The sequence below is a fragment of the Streptomyces sp. NPDC093510 genome (assembly GCF_040683555.1).
Classification (GTDB): domain Bacteria; phylum Actinomycetota; class Actinomycetes; order Streptomycetales; family Streptomycetaceae; genus Streptomyces.
This window is the reverse complement of the sequence record NZ_JBFBEE010000004.1, coordinates 75156-92917: the sequence shown is the minus strand read 5'-3', so window position 1 is coordinate 92917 and position 17762 is coordinate 75156. Positions and strand designations below refer to the sequence as shown.

The 17762-nt window shown below is 70.1% G+C and carries 14 protein-coding genes; 1 reads left to right on the top strand and 13 read right to left on the bottom strand.

Translation table 11 applies throughout. The features are described 5' to 3' along the window. Window positions 1-368: 368 nt before the first annotated feature. Entirely contained in the window at window positions 369-3515 is a 3147-nt protein-coding gene (ileS, locus tag AB0N81_RS07470) for an isoleucine--tRNA ligase (protein ID WP_365356519.1), read from the top strand. Between the two features lie 161 nt (window positions 3516-3676). On the opposite strand, the gene AB0N81_RS07465 is transcribed toward ileS, so the two are convergent. From AB0N81_RS07465 to AB0N81_RS07405, 13 genes are all read right to left on the bottom strand, one after another. Further along, window positions 3677-4792: a DivIVA domain-containing protein gene (locus tag AB0N81_RS07465; protein WP_365356518.1), complete on the bottom strand. Its 1116-nt coding sequence runs from the start codon at window positions 4790-4792 to the stop codon at window positions 3677-3679. A gap of 55 nt (window positions 4793-4847) precedes the next feature. Next, window positions 4848-5132 (bottom strand): YggT family protein, encoded by a 285-nt coding sequence (locus tag AB0N81_RS07460; RefSeq protein WP_365356516.1) that lies wholly within the window; start codon window positions 5130-5132, stop codon window positions 4848-4850. A gap of 70 nt (window positions 5133-5202) precedes the next feature. Continuing rightward, on the bottom strand, window positions 5203-5838 hold the full coding sequence (gene sepF / locus AB0N81_RS07455) for a cell division protein SepF (protein WP_055565231.1): 636 nt from the start codon (window positions 5836-5838) through the stop codon (window positions 5203-5205). Between the two features lie 124 nt (window positions 5839-5962). Next, window positions 5963-6682 (bottom strand): YggS family pyridoxal phosphate-dependent enzyme, encoded by a 720-nt coding sequence (locus AB0N81_RS07450; RefSeq protein WP_365356514.1) that lies wholly within the window; start codon window positions 6680-6682, stop codon window positions 5963-5965. A gap of 6 nt (window positions 6683-6688) precedes the next feature. Next, window positions 6689-7420 carry a peptidoglycan editing factor PgeF gene (gene pgeF / locus AB0N81_RS07445; RefSeq protein ID WP_365356512.1) on the bottom strand — a complete coding sequence of 244 codons (732 nt, stop codon included), beginning with the start codon at window positions 7418-7420 and terminating at the stop codon, window positions 6689-6691. Further along, window positions 7417-8655 (bottom strand): cell division protein FtsZ, encoded by a 1239-nt coding sequence (gene ftsZ / locus AB0N81_RS07440; RefSeq protein WP_365356510.1) that lies wholly within the window; start codon window positions 8653-8655, stop codon window positions 7417-7419. The genes pgeF and ftsZ overlap by 4 nt, the downstream gene beginning before the upstream one ends. A 275-nt stretch (window positions 8656-8930) precedes the next feature. Continuing rightward, on the bottom strand, window positions 8931-9722 hold the full coding sequence (locus AB0N81_RS07435; protein WP_365356508.1) for an FtsQ-type POTRA domain-containing protein: 792 nt from the start codon (window positions 9720-9722) through the stop codon (window positions 8931-8933). A 14-nt stretch (window positions 9723-9736) separates the two neighbouring features. Continuing rightward, entirely contained in the window at window positions 9737-10831 is a 1095-nt protein-coding gene (murG, locus tag AB0N81_RS07430) for an undecaprenyldiphospho-muramoylpentapeptide beta-N-acetylglucosaminyltransferase (protein WP_365356507.1), read from the bottom strand. Between the two features lie 6 nt (window positions 10832-10837). Next, window positions 10838-12148, bottom strand: a complete 1311-nt coding sequence (gene ftsW / locus AB0N81_RS07425) for a putative lipid II flippase FtsW (protein WP_365356505.1) — start codon at window positions 12146-12148, stop codon at window positions 10838-10840. 48 nt (window positions 12149-12196) lie between these two features. Then, the gene (gene murD / locus AB0N81_RS07420; RefSeq protein ID WP_365356503.1) at window positions 12197-13636 is read right to left on the bottom strand and encodes a UDP-N-acetylmuramoyl-L-alanine--D-glutamate ligase; all 1440 of its coding nucleotides are present in this window, start codon (window positions 13634-13636) and stop codon (window positions 12197-12199) included. Then, entirely contained in the window at window positions 13618-14688 is a 1071-nt protein-coding gene (mraY, locus tag AB0N81_RS07415) for a phospho-N-acetylmuramoyl-pentapeptide-transferase (RefSeq protein WP_125512299.1), read from the bottom strand. Before mraY ends, murD begins: the two co-directional genes overlap by 19 nt. After that, window positions 14685-16100, bottom strand: coding sequence for a UDP-N-acetylmuramoyl-tripeptide--D-alanyl-D-alanine ligase (gene murF, locus AB0N81_RS07410; protein ID WP_365356502.1), 1416 nt, complete (start codon window positions 16098-16100; stop codon window positions 14685-14687). Before murF ends, mraY begins: the two co-directional genes overlap by 4 nt. Before the next feature lie 4 nt (window positions 16101-16104). Further along, window positions 16105-17757, bottom strand: a complete 1653-nt coding sequence (locus AB0N81_RS07405; protein WP_365356501.1) for a UDP-N-acetylmuramoyl-L-alanyl-D-glutamate--2,6-diaminopimelate ligase — start codon at window positions 17755-17757, stop codon at window positions 16105-16107. Window positions 17758-17762: the final 5 nt, after the last annotated feature.

Sequence of the window (17762 nt, the reverse complement as noted above, 5' to 3'; positions counted from 1 at the left end):
TCCGCCCCCACCCGCCCCGGGCGTCCCGGAAAACCGGTCGGCCGGCCCTCGCCGGGCGCCGTACACTGGGCGGCAGCGAGAAGCGTGGATGGGGACGAGTAGCGGCGTACGCAGCCATGAGCGACCCGGGGACGGTGTGAGCCCGGGGGCCGGCGCGTCGTGAAGATCACCCCGGAGCCGCCGGAAGAAAGCCGACGCCCTCGGGCGGCGGCCGGTAGACCCGGCATCGCGACCCCAATGAGGGGGCTCACCGGCACGGACCCCGTACCGGAGGGCCAAGGAGGGTGGTACCGCGGGAGCGCGCCGCACCAGGCGCATACGGCTCTCGTCCCTCCGACGGAAGGCAGCACATCCGCCGGAGGACTTCGTTGAATACGCCGCCGCAGTACCGTCAGGTGCCCGCCCAGGTCGACCTGCCCGCCCTCGAGCACGCCGTGCTCGCCTTCTGGCGCGAGCAGAAGATCTTCGCCAAGAGCCTCGAGCAGTCCGAGGGCCGCCCCGAGTGGGTGTTCTACGAGGGCCCGCCGACCGCCAACGGCATGCCGGGCGCCCACCACATCGAGGCCCGCGTCTTCAAGGACGTCTTCCCCCGCTTCCGCACCATGCGGGGCTACCACGTGGCCCGCAAGGCCGGCTGGGACTGCCACGGCCTCCCGGTGGAGCTCGCCGTCGAGAAGGAGCTCGGGTTCAACGGCAAGAAGGACATCGAGGCGTACGGCATCGCCGAGTTCAACGCCAAGTGCCGCGAGTCCGTGACCCGGCACACCGACGCCTTCGCCGAGCTCACGACCCGCATGGGTTACTGGGTCGACCTCGACGACGCGTACCGGACGATGAACCCGGAGTACGTGGACTCGGTCTGGTGGTCCCTGAAGGAGATCTTCAACAAGGACCTGCTCGTCCAGGACCACCGCGTCGCCCCGTGGTGCCCGCGCTGCGGCACGGGCCTCTCGGACCACGAGCTGGCGCAGGGCTACGAGACGGTCGTCGACCCTTCCGTCTACGTCCGTTTCCCCCTCACCTCCGGTCCCCTCGCGGGCGAGGCCGCCCTCCTCGTCTGGACGACGACCCCCTGGACCCTCGTCTCGAACACCGCCGTCGCCGCGCACCCCGACGTCACGTACGTCGTCGCGACGGACGGCGAGCAGAAGCTCGTCGTCGCCCAGCCGCTCGTCGAGAAGGCCCTCGGCGAGGGATGGGAGACCACCGGCGAGACCTTCACCGGTGCCGAGATGGAGCGCTGGAACTACCAACGTCCGTTCGAGCTCGTGGAGTTCCCCGCTCCCGCGCACTACGTGGTCAACGCCGAGTACGTCACCACCGAGGACGGCACCGGTCTGGTGCACCAGTCCCCCGCCTTCGGTGAGGACGACCTCAAGGTCTGCCGTTCGTACGGCCTGCCGGTCGTGAACCCCGTCCGCCCGGACGGCACCTTCGAAGAGGACGTCCCCCTCGTAGGCGGCGTCTTCTTTAAGAAGGCGGACGAAAGCCTCACGAAGGACCTGGCCGACCGGGGACTGCTCTTCAAGCACATCGCGTACGAGCACAGCTACCCGCACTGCTGGCGCTGCCACACGGCGCTGCTCTACTACGCGCAGCCGTCCTGGTACATCCGCACCACGGCCGTCAAGGACCGCCTCCTCCAGGAGAACGAGAAGACCAACTGGTTCCCGGACTCGGTCAAGCACGGCCGCTTCGGCGACTGGCTGACCAACAACGTCGACTGGGCGCTCTCCCGCAACCGCTACTGGGGCACCCCGCTGCCCATCTGGCGCTGCGAGGAGGACCACCTCACTTGTGTCGGCTCGCGCGCCGAGCTCTCCGACCTGACGGGCACCGACCAGTCGGGCCTCGACCCGCACCGCCCGTTCATCGACGCGGTCACCTTCGCCTGCCCGCAGGACGGGTGCGGCTCCACGGCCACGCGCGTGCCGGAGGTCATCGACGCCTGGTACGACTCGGGGTCGATGCCGTTCGCGCAGTGGGGGTACCCGCACAAGAACAAGGAGCTCTTCGAGAGCCGCTACCCCGCGCAGTTCATCTCGGAGGCCATCGACCAGACCCGCGGCTGGTTCTACACGCTGATGGCCGTCGGCACCCTGGTCTTCGACAAGTCGTCCTACGAGAACGTGGTCTGCCTCGGCCACATCCTCGCCGAGGACGGCCGCAAGATGTCCAAGCACCTGGGCAACACCCTGGACCCCGTCCCGCTCATGGACCAGCACGGCGCCGACGCGGTCCGCTGGTTCATGGCGGCCGGCGGCTCCCCGTGGGCGGCCCGCCGCGTGGGCCACGGCACCATCCAGGAAGTCGTCCGCAAGACGCTCCTCACGTACTGGAACACGGTCGCCTTCCAGGCGCTCTACGCCCGTACGTCGCAGTGGGCCCCCGGCGACGCCGACCCGGCGCCCGCCGACCGCCCGCTCCTGGACCGCTGGCTGCTCAGCGAGCTGCACGCGCTGACCGACCAGGTCACCCAGGCCCTGGAGAGCTATGACACCCAGCGCGCGGGCAAGCTCCTGTCCGTCTTCGTCGACAACCTCTCGAACTGGTACGTCCGCCGCTCCCGCCGCCGCTTCTGGCAGGGCGACAAGGCGGCCCTGCGCACCCTGCACGAGGTCATCGAGACGGTCACGCGCCTCATGGCGCCGCTGACGCCGTTCATCACGGAGCGTGTCTGGCAGGACCTGGTCGTGCCGGTCACCCCCGGCGCCCCGGAGTCGGTGCACCTCACCGCCTGGCCGGAGCCGGACCTCTCCGCCATCGACCCCGAGCTGTCCCAGCAGATGGTGCTCGTGCGCCGCCTCGTCGAGCTCGGCCGGGCCACGCGCGCGGAGTCGGGCGTCAAGACCCGCCAGCCGCTGTCCAGGGCCCTGATCGCGGCCACGGGCTTCGAGTCGCTCAACCCGGAGCTGCACGCCCAGATCACCGAGGAGCTGAACGTCTCCTCGCTGGCGTCGCTCTCCGAAGTCGGCGGTTCACTGGTCGACACGACGGCGAAGGCCAACTTCCGGGCGCTCGGCAAGCGGTTCGGCAAGGGCGTCCAGGCGGTCGCCAAGGCCGTCGCCGACGCGGACGCGGCCGCGCTGTCCCTGGCCCTGCGCGAGGGCACGGCCTCGGTCGAGGTCGACGGCGAGACGGTGACGCTGGCCCCGGACGAGGTCATCATCACGGAGACCCCGCGCGAGGGCTGGTCGGTGGCGTCCGAGTCCGGTGCCACGGTCGCCCTGGACCTGGAGATCACCGAGGAGCTGCGCCGGGCCGGACTGGCCCGTGACGCGATCCGCCTGATCCAGGAGGCCCGCAAGAACAGCGGCCTGGACGTCGCCGACCGGATCGCCCTGCGCTGGTCCTCCGCCGACCCGGCGGTGGAGACGGCCCTGTCCGAGCACGCCGGGCTCATCGCGGACGAGGTCCTCGCGACCGACTTCGCACAGGGTGAGGCGGACGACACGTTCGGACAGCCGTTCACGGACGACTCCCTGAAGCTGACGTTCCGCCTCCGCAAGGCGTAAGCGCTCGTACGAAGGCCCGGTCCCGCCGACGACCTCGGCGGGACCGGGCCTTTCGCATGCGGGCGGAGCCCCGTACAGGGACAGCAAAAGGGCCGGGCCCCCGGAGAAATCCGGGGGCCCGGCCCTGAACGCTGCCGACGCCTATGGCGTGGTCACGCCCGTCAGTTGTCGTCCTCGTCGATGAGGAAGCCACGCATCGGCGACGGAGCCTGCTGCATCGGCTGCTGGCCCTGCGGCCGCACCGGCGCCATCGGCTGGGTCATCGCCGGGGACATCTGCTGCTGGCCGCCGTAGGACGGACCACCGGCGGGCTGGTTGTTGCCGCCCATCTGCTGGTTGCCGCCGTAGGACGGGGCACCCGCGCCGGCCGGAGCCATCGAAGGCGCCGGGGACGGCGGCAGCGAGGCGGTGGCCGGAGTGCGCGGCGGGGCCAGCGAGTCGTCCGCCTGCGTCTCCAGCTGGCGCAGCTGCGACTCCAGGTAGGACTTCAGACGCGTGCGGTACTCGCGCTCGAAGCCGCGCAGGTCCTCGACCTTGCGCTCCAGCGTGGCGCGGGCGGACTCCAGGGAGCCCATCGCGACGCGGTGCTTCTCCTGCGCGTCCCGCTCCAGGGCGTCGGCCTTGGCACGGGCGTCACGCTCGAGGCCCTCGGCGCGCGAGCGCGCCTCTCCGACGATCTTGTTGGCCTCGGAACGGGCCTCCGCGATCGCCTGGTCCGCGGTCTGCTGCGCCAGGGAGAGCACACGGGCGGCGCTGTCGCCACCGGGGCCCTGGCCGGGCTGCGGCATCTGCGGACCGTGACCGCCCATGGGACCGCCCATGGGGCCGCCCATCTGACCCTGACCCATGGGGCCGGGGCCCTGCGGACCACCCTGCTGCGGGTGGCCCTGGCCGTGGCCGCTGGGGCCTGCGGGCAGCTGCGGCGCGCCACCGGGCAGCTGCGGCGGGCCGCCCATGGGGCCACCCATCTGCTGCTGCTGATGCTGCGGCGGCACCGGCTGCGGACCTGATATTGCGGCGGGCACGGGGGCGCCGGGACCGCGCTGGTCCTGCGGTCCGTCGGGACCCTTGCGCATCCCGCCCTGCTGCTGGTTCTGCGCGGCGGCACGGGTGGCCGCGGCGAGCTTGGCGCGCAGGTCCTCGTTCTCGCGGAGCAGGCGGGTCAGTTCGGCTTCGACCTCATCGAGGAAGGCATCGACCTCGTCCTCGTCATAGCCTTCTCGGAGGCGGACGGTCGTGAACTGCTTGTTCCGCACGTCCTCGGGGGTCAACGGCATCTCTTCACCTCAACGTAGTCGTCGGCATTCGGCAAGAACGTAGCTGACATCGAGCTCACAGCTGCCTCACGACGGAGATCAGGATGTAGACGATGATCATCAGTACGAAGAAGGACAGGTCGAGCGCCACGCCCCCGAGACGCAGCGGCGGAATGAACCGCCGCAGAAGCTTGAGCGGTGGATCAGTGACAGTGTAGGTGGCCTCGAGAACGACCACCATCGCCTTGCCGGGTTGCCATGAGCGGGCGAACTGGAAGACGTAGTCCATGACCAACCGGAAGATCAGCACGATGAGGAAGCACATCAGCGCGATGTAAAGCACCTGCACGACCACGCTCATGTTCGCGGTTCCCTCTCCCCTGTTACCCGTGCTTGTCGTTCCGGTACTGCGTCTACTGCGTCACTGCGTCTCAGCTCTGGTTGAAGAACCCGCCCTCTGCGATGCGAGCCTTGTCCTCCGCCGTTACATCGACGTTAGCAGGCGACAACAGGAACACCTTCTGCGTCACTCGTTCAATGCTGCCATGCAGACCGAAGACCAGACCGGCGGCAAAGTCGACAAGTCGCTTCGCGTCCGTGTCGTCCATCTCGGTCAGATTCATGATCACCGGGGTGCCCTCGCGGAAGTGTTCCCCGATGGTACGGGCCTCGTTGTAGGTCCGGGGGTGCAATGTGGTGATGCGGTAGGGCTCCCGCTCGGACACGACCTTGGGCATGATCACCGGTGCGTTCTTCTCCAGGCTCTGGCGTTCAGGTGTGATGGATGCCACGGGGGCGATTCGTGCCGGACGTCCGGATTCCGCAGCGAGCGAAGCGGAATGGGCCGCCGGCTCGCGCGGGGCGGGCGGCTGCACCACTCGTACCGATTCGTCCCGTTGTGACTGGTGGGACTGGTGCGACTGATGCGATGGTTCGTGCCTTCTGCGGTCGCGCTCGGGCTCCGGCTCGGGTTCGAACTCGTCATCGGGGTCGAACCCCGGACCGTCGTACCCATCGTCCTCCACGAGGCCGAGGTAGACCGCCATCTTGCGCATCGCGCCGGCCATGCTCTGAGTCCTCCGCTCTGTGGTGGATCGGCTGTCGTCGTCAACTGCCCGCGATCCACGAGGTATCCCCGCCCAACAGCGAGAATGACCATATTTTCTGCTGTGGTCCGACTTCTTGGCGACGTTACCCGAGCCCGGGTCGGACTCCGAGTACCGCCGTACCGACGCGCACATGTGTCGCCCCGGCCGCAACGGCCTGTTCGAGGTCCGCACTCATCCCTGCCGACACCATGTTCGCAGCAGGATGAGCCGCGCGCATGAGGGTTGAGAATTCCATCAACCGCTCGAACGCCGCCTGTTGCCGACCCGCGTACGGTCCGCTGAGCGGCGCCACGGTCATCAGACCATCGAGCCGCAGCCCCGGCGCCCCGGCGACGAGGTCGGCCAACTCTTCGATTCCGCCGGGCCCCACGCCGCCGCGCTCGCCCCGCCCGTTCTCCTCGGCGTCGAGCGCGACCTGGATCAGGCAGCCGACCTCACGCTCCGCACGCACCGCGGCCGTCGAGAGAGCTGTGACAAGCTTGGGACGATCAACAGACTGCACCAGATCGGCATAACCGGTCACGGAACGGACTTTATTGGTCTGAAGCTGACCGACGAAGTGCCATGTGAGAGGCAGGTCCGCGCTCTCGGCCGCCTTCGGCGCCGCGTCCTGGTCGCGGTTCTCCGCGACGTGGCGCACACCGAGTTCGGACAGGATCCGCACGTCGCTCGCGGGATAGGTCTTCGTGACCACGATCAGGGTCACTTCTTCCCGCTTGCGCCCGGCCGCCGCGCACGCCGCGGCGATGCGCTCCTCGACCTTCGCCAGATTTGCGGCGAGTTGAGACTTACGCTCCGTCATGCCCTATCAGTCCAGCCAGACATAGCCCGCGAGGCGACCGGTGGTCCGGTCGCGGCGGTACGAGAAATGGTCACCGGATTCCAGCGTGCACACCGGCGACTGCTCCCGGTCGCACACCCCGAGCCGCTCCAGTTGGGCGTGCACCCCGGCGGTCACGTCGACCGCGGGCGTGCCCCAACTCGTCCCGGCGTACGCCGCGGGCTCGACGGCGGCGACATCGGCGCGCATCGCCTCCGGCACTTCGTAGCAACGCCCGCAGACGGCGGGACCGGTGCGGGCGACGATGCGCCCGGGGTCCGCGCCGAGCTCCACCATGGCCTCGACGGCGGCGGGGACGACCCCGGCCACCATGCCGGGGCGGCCCGCGTGGGCCGCGGCCGCGACCCCGGCGACCGGATCGGCCAGCAGGACGGGAGTGCAGTCGGCGGTCAGGACGGCGAGGGCGAGGCCCCTGCGGGCGGTCACCACCGCGTCGACGGCCGGGATCTCGGCGTCGGAGCCCCACGGACCGTCGACGACGGCGACGTCGCGGCCGTGCACCTGGTTCATCCAGACGACCCGGGCCGGATCGACGCCGAGGGACTTGGCGGCCAGCTCGCGGTTGGTGCGCACGGCCTCGGGGTCGTCGCCGACCGCGCCGCCGAGATTGAGCTCTTCGTACGGAACGGCGCTCACCCCGCCCCACCTGTCGGTGAAGGCGAAGTGCGCGCCGCTCACGGTGCTGTGCTCGCTTATCACTTCAAGAAGTCCGGCACGTCCAGCTCTTCGGCCTGGCTGTCCTGGTAGGGACGGGCCGGCGGAACCTGCGGCGGGGCCGTCGGCGCGGACGGGGCCTCGCTCGCCGGTGCCGACTCCGCGGGCTCCGGGGCCGAGGGCTCGTCGCGCGGGGTGACGCTGCCGAGGCCACCGAAGGCCGGGCGGGACGATTCCGCAGGACGGGACGGTGCGGAGGACGGGGCCGACTCCTCGCGCTTGGGCGCTCCCGAGGACGCCGAGCCGAGGACGGTGTCCCGCTTGGACGGCGGCTGTCCGCCGTCGAAGCCCGCCGCGATGACGGTGACCCTCACCTCGTCGCCGAGCGCGTCGTCGATGACCGCGCCGAAGATGATGTTGGCCTCGGGGTGGGCGGCCTCGCTGACCAGCTGGGCCGCTTCGTTGATCTCGAAGAGGCCGAGGTCGGAGCCGCCGGAGATGGAGAGCAGGACGCCCCGGGCGCCGTCGATGGACGCCTCCAGGAGCGGCGAGGAGATCGCCATCTCGGCGGCGGCCACCGCGCGGTCGTCGCCGCGGGCCGAGCCGATGCCCATGAGCGCCGAACCGGCCTCGGACATGACCGACTTGACGTCGGCGAAGTCGAGGTTGATCAGGCCGGGCGTGGTGATGAGGTCGGTGATGCCCTGGACACCGGAGAGCAGGACCTGGTCCGCCGACTTGAAGGCGTCGAGGACGGAGACCTGGCGGTCCGAGATGGACAGCAGGCGGTCGTTGGGGATGACGATGAGGGTGTCGACCTCTTCGCGCAGCTCCGCGATGCCGTCCTCGGCCTGGTTGGCGCGACGGCGGCCCTCGAAGGTGAACGGCCGGGTGACCACACCGATGGTGAGGGCGCCGAGCGAGCGGGCGATGTTGGCGACGACGGGTGCGCCGCCGGTGCCGGTGCCGCCGCCTTCGCCGGCGGTGACGAAGACCATGTCGGCCCCCTTGAGGACCTCCTCGATCTCCTCGCGGTGGTCCTCTGCGGCCTTGCGGCCGACGGCCGGGTTGGCGCCGGCGCCGAGGCCGCGGGTGAGTTCACGGCCGACGTCGAGCTTGACGTCGGCGTCGCTCATCAACAGGGCTTGCGCGTCGGTGTTGATGGCGATGAACTCGACGCCCTTGAGACCGACCTCGATCATCCGGTTGATGGCATTGACACCACCGCCGCCGACACCGATGACTTTGATGACTGCGAGGTAGTTCTGCGGTGCTGCCACGTCGAAGGCCTCTCGCCTCGAGTTACGTGTCGCCGTTTCGCATCGATGCGATGCGGCGACTGATGCCGAATGGGACGGTCCGAACGCCGACCCGAACCCTAACGCTGAAGTTTAGGGTTACCAGTGTGTCTGTTCCTTGGACTCTTCCGAACAGGACACTAAGTCGACAAGTGGCGCACGTTCAACGAACACGCCGAACCTCCCGTTTTTCTTTTCACCCTATGTGATCAGCCGTAGCGCTGCCGAACCAGGGTGCTGGCCTGCGGCGATATGCGTCAACTCCCCGATGACGCAGGTGCGGTGGGGACGCTCACGTCGAAGTGCCGTGCCTTGGGTGCCGCTTTCATCAGTGCGGTGAGGGTAGTGGCCTTGGAGTGGCCCTTCTCGCCACTGCCCCAGGCGACGGTGCGCCCGCCGCTCAGCTCCAGCGAGATGGAGTCGTACGAACGGACCTTGAGGTTCCGGGTGTCGCGGGCCACCTCTTCGGGCAGGTCACCGGCGACCCGTACCGCCTCGCGCACCAGCCGGTCGGTGCCGAAGCGGCGCAGACTCGCCGCCCCGCTCTCCCGGTCCAGGCTCAATTCGAGCTCCGGGACGCCCTCGGGCGCGCGCTCGACCGTGGCGAATCGCACTCCTTCGGCGTCCACTTCGACGAACTTCCCGCCCTTTGCGATGAGGAGCACCGGCTTGCGTTCCGTCACTTTGAGTCCGATTCCGTGCGGCCAGGACCGGACGACGTCAACCGAGTCAATTCGGGGCAATTTTGAGCGCAGCCGCTCTTCCAGGGCGTCCGTATCGACCGAAATCAGTGGTGCCCCGACGGGGGCATCGGCTGCCTCACGCACTTCTTCGGGCGTCAGGACGTGGGTTCCCGACGTCGTCACCCGCTCCAGGCGCAGCCACTGCGAGCCGTAGAGCACCCAGACCCCGCCGCCACCGAGCAGCACGGCGAGCACCAGTACGACGATCAGAGTGCGTGAACGCGGCAGCCTGGGGCGGCGGATGCGCTGCGGGCGGGGCGGGCCGGACTTCTTCTGCTGCCGTTCGGCGGTGGTCGGTCCGGCCACGGTCCCCTGCCTTCTCACGCGTTACGGCGTGACGCAATCGCCTCGTACACCATGCCGACGAGGAGGTCGTCGGCGTCCCTGCGGCCGAACTCCGAGGCCGCGCGCGACATCTCGTACAGCCGGTGCGGGTCGGCGAGGACGGGAAGGACGTTGCCCTGGACCCACTCGGGCGTCAGTTCCGCGTCATCGACCAGCAGTCCGCCGCCCGCCTTGACCACAGGCTGGGCGTTGAGCCGCTGTTCGCCGTTGCCGATCGGCAGCGGGACGTACGCGGCGGGGAGCCCGACGGCGGAGAGTTCGGCCACGGTCATCGCGCCCGCGCGGCAGAGCATCATGTCGGCCGCGGCGTACGCGAGGTCCATCCGGTCCACGTACGGTACCGGGATGTACGGGGGCATCCCCGGCATCTGGTGCACCTGCGGCAATTCGTTCTTCGGGCCGACCGCGTGCAGGATCTGGATGCCGGCGCGCTGCAGCACCGGGGCGACCTGCTGGACGACCTCGTTGAGCCGCCGGGCGCCCTGTGAGCCGCCGGAGACGAGCAGGGTCGGCAGGTTCGGGTCGAGGCCGAAGGCGGCGCGCGCCTCCGGGCGGACCCGGGCCCGGTCGAGCGTGGCGATGGTGTGCCGCAACGGGATGCCGATGTAGCGGGAGTTGCGCAGCTTGCTGTCGGGGGTGGCGACGGCCACCCCGTGGGCGTACCGCGAACCGATCTTGTTGGCGAGGCCGGGCCGCGCGTTGGCCTCGTGGACGACGATCGGCACCCCCGCCCGCTTGGCCGCGAGATAGCCGGGCAGGGCCACGTAGCCGCCGAAGCCGACGACGCAGTCCGCCTTGGTGCGCTCCAGGATCTGCTCGGCCGCCTTGATGGTGCCGCGCAGCCGCCCCGGCACGGTGATCAGTTCAGGGGTGGGCTTGCGCGGCAGCGGGACGGCCGGGATCAGCGCGAGTTCGTAGCCCCGCTCGGGTACGAGCCGGGTCTCGAGTCCACGCTCCGTGCCCAGGGCCGTGATGCCCACGGTCGGGTCCTGCCTCCGCAGGGCGTCCGCGAGGGCGAGCGCGGGCTCGATGTGGCCGGCGGTCCCCCCACCGGCGAGTACGACATGCACCGAAATTCACCGCTCTCCGGACGAACGCGCCTTGACGCGCCGTCGCATCGTGTTCCATCTCACCCGAGGTTGCCGCATGGCCAGGGCCGCCTTCGCCGCCGGATCCGATCGCGCGAAGGCGATGAGGAGTCCGATGGCGAACATGGTCGGCAGCAGGGCCGAACCCCCGTAGGAGAACAGCGGGAGCGGGACACCGGCGATCGGCAGCAGACCGAGCACCGCACCGACGTTGATCACGGCCTGGGCCGTGATCCAGGTGGTCACGCCTCCCGCGGCATACCTCACGAAGGGGTCCTCCGTGCGTCCGGCCACGCGGATACCCGCATAGCCTAGAGCCGCGAAGAGGGCGAGCACCGACAGTGTCCCTGCCAGGCCGAGTTCCTCCCCCGTGATGGCGAAGATGAAGTCGGTGTGCGGTTCAGGCAGTTGACCCCATTTTTCCACACTCGCGCCGAGTCCGGAACCGAAGAATCCGCCGGAGGCCAGGGCGTAGATGCCGTGCACGGCCTGCCAGCACTGGTCCCCGGGGCCGGGGTCCGTGGCGCCGATGCATGCGAGCCTGGCCATGCGATTGGGGCTGGTCTTGATGAGAATCACACCGAGCACGGCCGCGATGCTGAGCACGCCGGCGAAGAGCCGGGTGGGCGCTCCCGCGAGCCACAGCAGGCCGAAAAGGATCGCGGTGAGAATGATCGCGGTGCCCATGTCGCCGCCGAGCATGATGAGTCCGAGCAGCATGAACGCGACCGGCACGAGCGGCACCAGCATGTGTTTCCACTGGGTAAGGAGCCGCTTGTCGTGTTTACGCGCGAGCAGGTCGGCCCCCCACAGGACCAGGGCGAGCTTGCCGAACTCACTGGGCTGGAGCTGGAACGGGCCGCCCAGGTAGATCCAGTTCTGGTTGCCGTTGACACTGCGCCCTATCCCCGGGACCTGCACGAGGACCATCAGGAAGACGGTCACCGCGAGGATCGGATAGGCGAGCGCCCGGTGCAGCTTGAGGGGCATCCGCATGGCGACCAGGAGCAGGATCGCGCCGAGCACGGCCGCCACGAACTGCTTGCGGAAGAAGTACGAGGCGGGCAGGTCCAACTGCAGCGCCTGGATCATCGAGGCGGAGTAGACCATCACCAGGCCGAGCCCGGTGAGCAGCAGGCTGCTGCCGAGGATGAGGTAGTACGCGGTGAGCGGACGGTCCCACGCCCGGCGGAGCCGGGTGTAGAGCCGCCGGGGCCCGCGCTCGCCCGGAGGGTGGGAGGCACCTCTGGCGCGTACCGGAGGCGGTCGTCTGGCGACCCGCACGGATGACCTGGCCACGTTCCCCTCCCAAGGGTGTGCCCGGCGCCCGCCGGACGGAAAGCCCGGTCAGGCGCGCGTGGTGCCGAGTTCGCGGACGGCGTCCGCGAACGCTTCACCACGCTTGTTGTAGTTGGTGAACATGTCCATCGACGCACAGGCCGGAGCCATCAGCACGGTGTCCCCCGGCTGAGCCAGCTCCGCCGCCCGCCGTACCGCCTCGGACATCGCCCCAGTGTCGGTCCGGTCGAGGTCGACGACCGGGACCTCGGGGGCGTGTCGCGCGAGGGCTTCACGGATCAGCTCGCGGTCGGCGCCGATGAGGACAACGCCGCGCAGCCGCTTCGCCGCGCCCGCGACGAGCTCGTCGAAGGTGGCGCCCTTGGCGAGCCCGCCGGCGATCCAGACGATCGACTCGTACGCCGCCAACGACGCCTGTGCGGCGTGGGTGTTGGTGGCCTTGGAGTCGTCGACGTACGCGACGCCCTCGACGTCCGCGACATGTTCGATGCGGTGGGCGTCCGGGCGGAAGGCGCGCAGCCCGTCGCGTACGGCCGTGGCCTGTACGCCGAAGGCGCGCGCGAGGGCCGCAGCGGCCAGCGCGTTGGCGATGTTGTGCGGCGCGGGCGGCTGGACGTCGGAGATCTCGGCGAGCTCCTGGGCCTGCTTCTGGCGGTCCGGCACGAAGGCACGGTCGACCAGGATGCCGTCCACGACGCCCAGTTGCGAGGGCGCGGGCGCGTTCAGCGTGAAACCGATGGCGCGGCAGCCCTCTTCGACGTCGGCCTCGCGGACCAGATCCTCGGTGGCCTTGTCCGCCACGTTGTAGACGCAGGCGATCCGGTTGCCCTCGTAGATGCGGCCCTTGTCGGCGGCGTACGCCTCCATGGAGCCGTGCCAGTCCAGGTGGTCCGGCGCGAGGTTGAGGACGGTCGCGGAGTGGGCGCGCAGCGAGGGCGCCCAGTGCAGCTGGTACGAGGACAGCTCGACGGCGAAGACGTCGTACGCGTCGTCGCCTTCGAGGACCACGTCCACGATCGGGGTGCCGATGTTGCCGACGGCGGCCGTGCGCAGGCCCGCCGCGTCAAGGATCGAGGCGAGCATCTGCGTGGTCGTGGTCTTGCCGTTGGTGCCCGTGACGGCGAGCCAGGGGGCCGCGTCGGGGCCGCGCAGGCGCCAGGCGACCTCGACGTCGCCGACGACGTCCACGCCCGCCTCTGCGGCCGCGGCGAACAGCGGCGACGACGGCTTCCAGCCCGGCGAGGTGACGACGAGGTCCGTGCCGGGCGGCAGGCTCTCGGCGTCCCCCAGGCGTACGGAGATGCCCTCGCTCTCCAGAGAGGCGGCGCGTTCCCGATGCGCCTCTCCGGAGCCGCCGTCCACGACGGTCACCGTCGCGCCGAGGCCGGCCAGGGCGCGGGCGGCGCTGACGCCGCTCACGCCGAGACCGGCGACGGTGATGTTCCTGCCCTGCCACTCGGACACAGAGGTCACTTTTCGGCTGCCCATCCCGCGTAGAAGAGACCGAGGCCGACGATCACGCACATGCCCTGGATGATCCAGAAGCGGACCACGACAAGGACCTCGGACCACCCCTTGAGTTCGAAGTGGTGCTGAAGTGGCGCCATCCGGAAGACGCGCTTACCGGTCATCCGGAACGAGCCGACCTGGATGACGACCGACATGGTGATCAGGACGAAGAGGCCGCCGAGCAGCGCGAGGAGCAGCTCCGTGCGGGAGCAGATCGCGAGGCCCGCCAGCGCGCCGCCGAGGGCGAGCGAGCCGGTGTCACCCATGAAGATCTTGGCGGGCGAGGTGTTCCACCACAGGAAGCCGAAGCAGGCGCCCATCAGCGCGGAGGCCACCACGGCGAGGTCGAGCGGGTCTCTGACCTCGAAGCACGCCTGGGGGTTGGTCAGCGTCGTCGCGTTGGCGCAGGACTCCTGGTACTGCCAGACACCGATGAAGGTGTAGGCGCCGAAGACCATCACGGAGGCGCCGGTGGCGAGGCCGTCCAGACCGTCGGTGAGGTTCACGCCGTTCGACATCGCGAGGATCATGAACAGCGCCCAGACCACGAACAGGACCGGGCCGATCGACCAGCCGAAGTCCGTGACGAACGACAGCTTGGTGGAGGCCGGGGTCTGGTTGCGGTTGTCCGGCCAGTTCAGCGCGAGCACGGCGAAGCCGATGCCGACGATCAGCTGGCCGGCCATCTTCGCCTTGGCGCGCAGACCGAGCGAACGCTGCTTGACGATCTTGATGTAGTCGTCGAGGAAGCCGACGAGGCCCATGCCCGCCATCAGGAAGAGCACCAGGAGGCCGGAGAGCGTGGTCTCCGTGCCGGTGATGACCTTCGTGAGGAAGTACGCGATGAGCGTGGCCAGGATGAAGGCGATACCACCCATGGTCGGCGTACCGCGCTTGCTGTGGTGCTCGCGCGGGCCGTCGTCCCGGATGAACTGGCCATAGCCCTTGCGGGCCAGGAGCTTGATCAGGAGCGGGGTACCGACCAGGGTCAGGAAGAGCCCGATCACACCCGCGAAGAGGATCTGCCTCATCGGCCGGCGACCTGCCCCTCGGAAGACACCGCGGCGTCGTCGAGCAGCGCCGTGGCGACCCGCTCGAGACCGACCGATCTGGACGCCTTCACCAGTACGACGTCTCCTGCGCGCAGCTCGCTGCGCAGCAGGTCGATCGCCGCCTGTGCGTCGGACACGTGCACCGACTCCTCACCCCACGAACCCTCGTTGTATGCGCCCAGTTGGAGCCAGGACGCTTCCCTGCCCCCGACTGCCACGAGCTTGCTCACGTTGAGCCGGACGGCAAGGCGTCCGACCGCGTCGTGCTCGGCGAGACCCTCGTCCCCGAGCTCGGCCATCTGACCGAGCACCGCCCACGTACGGCGTCCCTTGCCCATGGCCGCGAGCGCGCGCAGAGCGGCTCGCATGGACTCGGGGTTCGCGTTGTAGGCGTCGTTGACGACCGTCACACCGTCCGGGCGCTCGGTGACCTCCATCCGCCAGCGGGACAGCGTGCCCGCCTCGGAGAGCGCGAGGGCGATCTCGTCCACGGACATGCCCAGCTCATGGGCGACGGCGGCCGCGGCAAGCGCGTTCGACACGTGGTGCTCACCGTACAGCCGCAAGGTCACGTCGCTGCACCCGGAGGGTGTGTGCAGCGTAAAAGCGGGCTGTCCGTTCTCTGTGAGCCGGACATTCTCGGCGCGTACGTCGGCGTCCTCGGCCTCTCCGAAGAGCAGCACGCGCGCCTTCGTACGGGACGCCATGGCGCGTACGAGCGGGTCGTCGGCGTTGAGGACTGCGGCGCCGTCCGCGGGCAGCGACTCGACCAGCTCACCCTTCGCTACCGCGATCTGCTCGCGTCCGCCGAACTCGCCGATGTGGGCGGTTCCGACGTTCAGGACGAGGCCGATGTGCGGCGGCGTGAGCTCGGTGAGGTAGCGAATATGGCCGATTCCGCGCGCCCCCATCTCCAGGACGAGGAAGCGCGTCTCGTCGGTGGCGCTCAGCGCGGTCAGCGGCAGGCCGATCTCGTTGTTGAGCGAGCCCGGGGTGAAGACCGTGGGCGCCTTCTGCCGCAGCACCTGCGCGAGCAGGTCCTTGGAGCTGGTCTTGCCGACGGAGCCCGTCAGCGCCACCAGTGTGGCGCCGAGCCGCCGCACGACGTGGCGCGCCAGGGCTCCGAGGGCCGCGGTCACGTCGTCCACGACGATGGCGGGCACGCCGACGGGCCGCGAGGCGAGGACGGCCGCGGCGCCTGCCGCGACGACGTCCGCCGCGTAGTCGTGGCCGTCGACGCGCTCGCCGACGAAGGCGACGAAGAGGCTGCCGGGCTCCACCTCACGGGAGTCCCGGACGACGGGTCCGGTGACCTGAACGGCTGGATCCGGTATGTCGTACGTCTGCCCGCCGACGACGCTGGCGATCTCGGCGAGGGAGAGGGCGATCACAACTTCATCCCTGGGTTTGCTGGATAGCTTCGCGAAGCACCTGGCGGTCGTCGAAGGGACGCACCACCCCGGCGATGTCCTGTCCCTGCTCGTGGCCCTTGCCCGCGACGAGGACGGTGTCGCCCGGCTGCGCGCGGACGACGGCGGCGCGGATGGCGGCGGCCCGGTCCTCGAAGACGGCCACGTCGCCGCGCTCGTGGGACGGGACGTCGGCGGCGCCGGCGAGCATCGTGGCGAGGATCGCGAGGGGGTCCTCGCCACGGGGGTTGTCGGAGGTCAGTACGGCGGTGTCGGCGAGGCGGGCCGCGGCCGCGCCCATCGGCATCCGCTTGGTCTTGTCGCGGTCGCCGCCGCAGCCGAGCACGATGTGCAGCTTGCCCTCGGTGACCTTGCGCAGCGCGCGCAGGACCGATTCGACGGCGTCCGTCTTGTGGGCGTAGTCGACGACGGCGAGGTAGGGCTGGCCCGCGTCGACGCGCTCCAGGCGGCCCGGTACGCCGGGCACCGCGCCGACGCCGTCGGCGGCCTGCTGCGGGTCGAGCCCGGCGACGGCCAGCGAGACGATCGCGGCGAGGGTGTTGGCGACGTTGAAGGGGCCCGCGAGCGGCGACTTGGCGTTGATCCGCTCGCCTCCGGGGCCGACCGCGACGAACGTCGAGTCGAGCGGTCCGACCTCGACGTCCTCGGCGCGCCAGTCGGCGTCGGGGTGGCCCTCGGCGGAGAAGGTGGTGACGGGCACCTCCGACTCGGTGATGAGCCGACGCCCGTACTCGTCGTCGAAGTTGACCACTCCGAGGCGCGAACGGTGCTTGGTGAACAGCTGCGCCTTGGCCTGGAAGTAGTCCTCCATGCCGGAGTGGAACTCCATGTGCTCCGGGCTGAGGTTGTTGAAGACGGCGACGTCGAAGACGCAGCCGTCCACCCGCCCGAGCACCAGCGCGTGGCTGGAGACCTCCATCGCGACCGCCTCGACGCCGCGCTCGCGCATCACCGCGAACAGCGCCTGGAGGTCGGTGGCTTCGGGCGTCGTCCGCTCCGACTTGATGCGCTCGTCGCCGATGCGCATCTCGACGGTGCCGATGAGTCCGGTGGAACGGACGCCCTTGAGACCGCCCTCGATGAGGTACGCGGTGGTGGTCTTGCCCGACGTGCCGGTGATGCCGATCTGCAGCAGGTCGCGGCCGGGGTGGCCGTAGACCGTCGCCGCCAGCTCGCCCATGCTGCCGCGCGGGTCGTCGACGACCAGGACCGGCAGCCCGGTCGCGGCCGCTCGCTCGGCGCCGGTCGGGTCGGTGAGCACCGCGGCGGCCCCGAGGTCGGCGGCCTGCGCGACGAAGTCGGCGCCGTGCATGCGGGCGCCGGGCAGCGCGGCGTAGATGTCGCCGGGGCGTACGGCGCGCGAGTCGTGCGTGATGCCCGTGATCTGCGCGCTGCCCGGGTCGGCGACGCCCAGCTGGCCTGCGAGCTCCGTCAGCGAGGTCGGGGAGACCTGGGCCGGCCGCGGCGGTCCCGGATATGTCACGGGAACGCCCTTCTGGGTGGTTTGGGACTGATCAGCGTGTGGCACGGCGGTGAGCGTACCGGGCGCACCCGCTCCAGAGCGAAGTGGGCGGTGCGGCGGGGTCTGGTTCCCGGGGTCCGGGGTGATCGTTGTCACGGGTG

Bases quoted from the DNA above. Each gene is read 5' to 3' on its own strand.
- AB0N81_RS07465 (WP_365356518.1), bottom strand. From the start codon at position 4,792: ATGCCGTTGACCCCCGAGGACGTGCGGAACAAGCAGTTCACGACCGTC.
- AB0N81_RS07460 (WP_365356516.1), bottom strand. From the start codon at position 5,132: ATGAGCGTGGTCGTGCAGGTGCTTTACATCGCGCTGATGTGCTTCCTC.
- sepF (WP_055565231.1), bottom strand. From the start codon at position 5,838: ATGGCCGGCGCGATGCGCAAGATGGCGGTCTACCTCGGCCTCGTGGAG.
- AB0N81_RS07450 (WP_365356514.1), bottom strand. From the start codon at position 6,682: ATGACGGAGCGTAAGTCTCAACTCGCCGCAAATCTGGCGAAGGTCGAG.
- murD (WP_365356503.1), bottom strand. From the start codon at position 13,636: ATGGGCAGCCGAAAAGTGACCTCTGTGTCCGAGTGGCAGGGCAGGAAC.
- mraY (WP_125512299.1), bottom strand. From the start codon at position 14,688: ATGAGGCAGATCCTCTTCGCGGGTGTGATCGGGCTCTTCCTGACCCTG.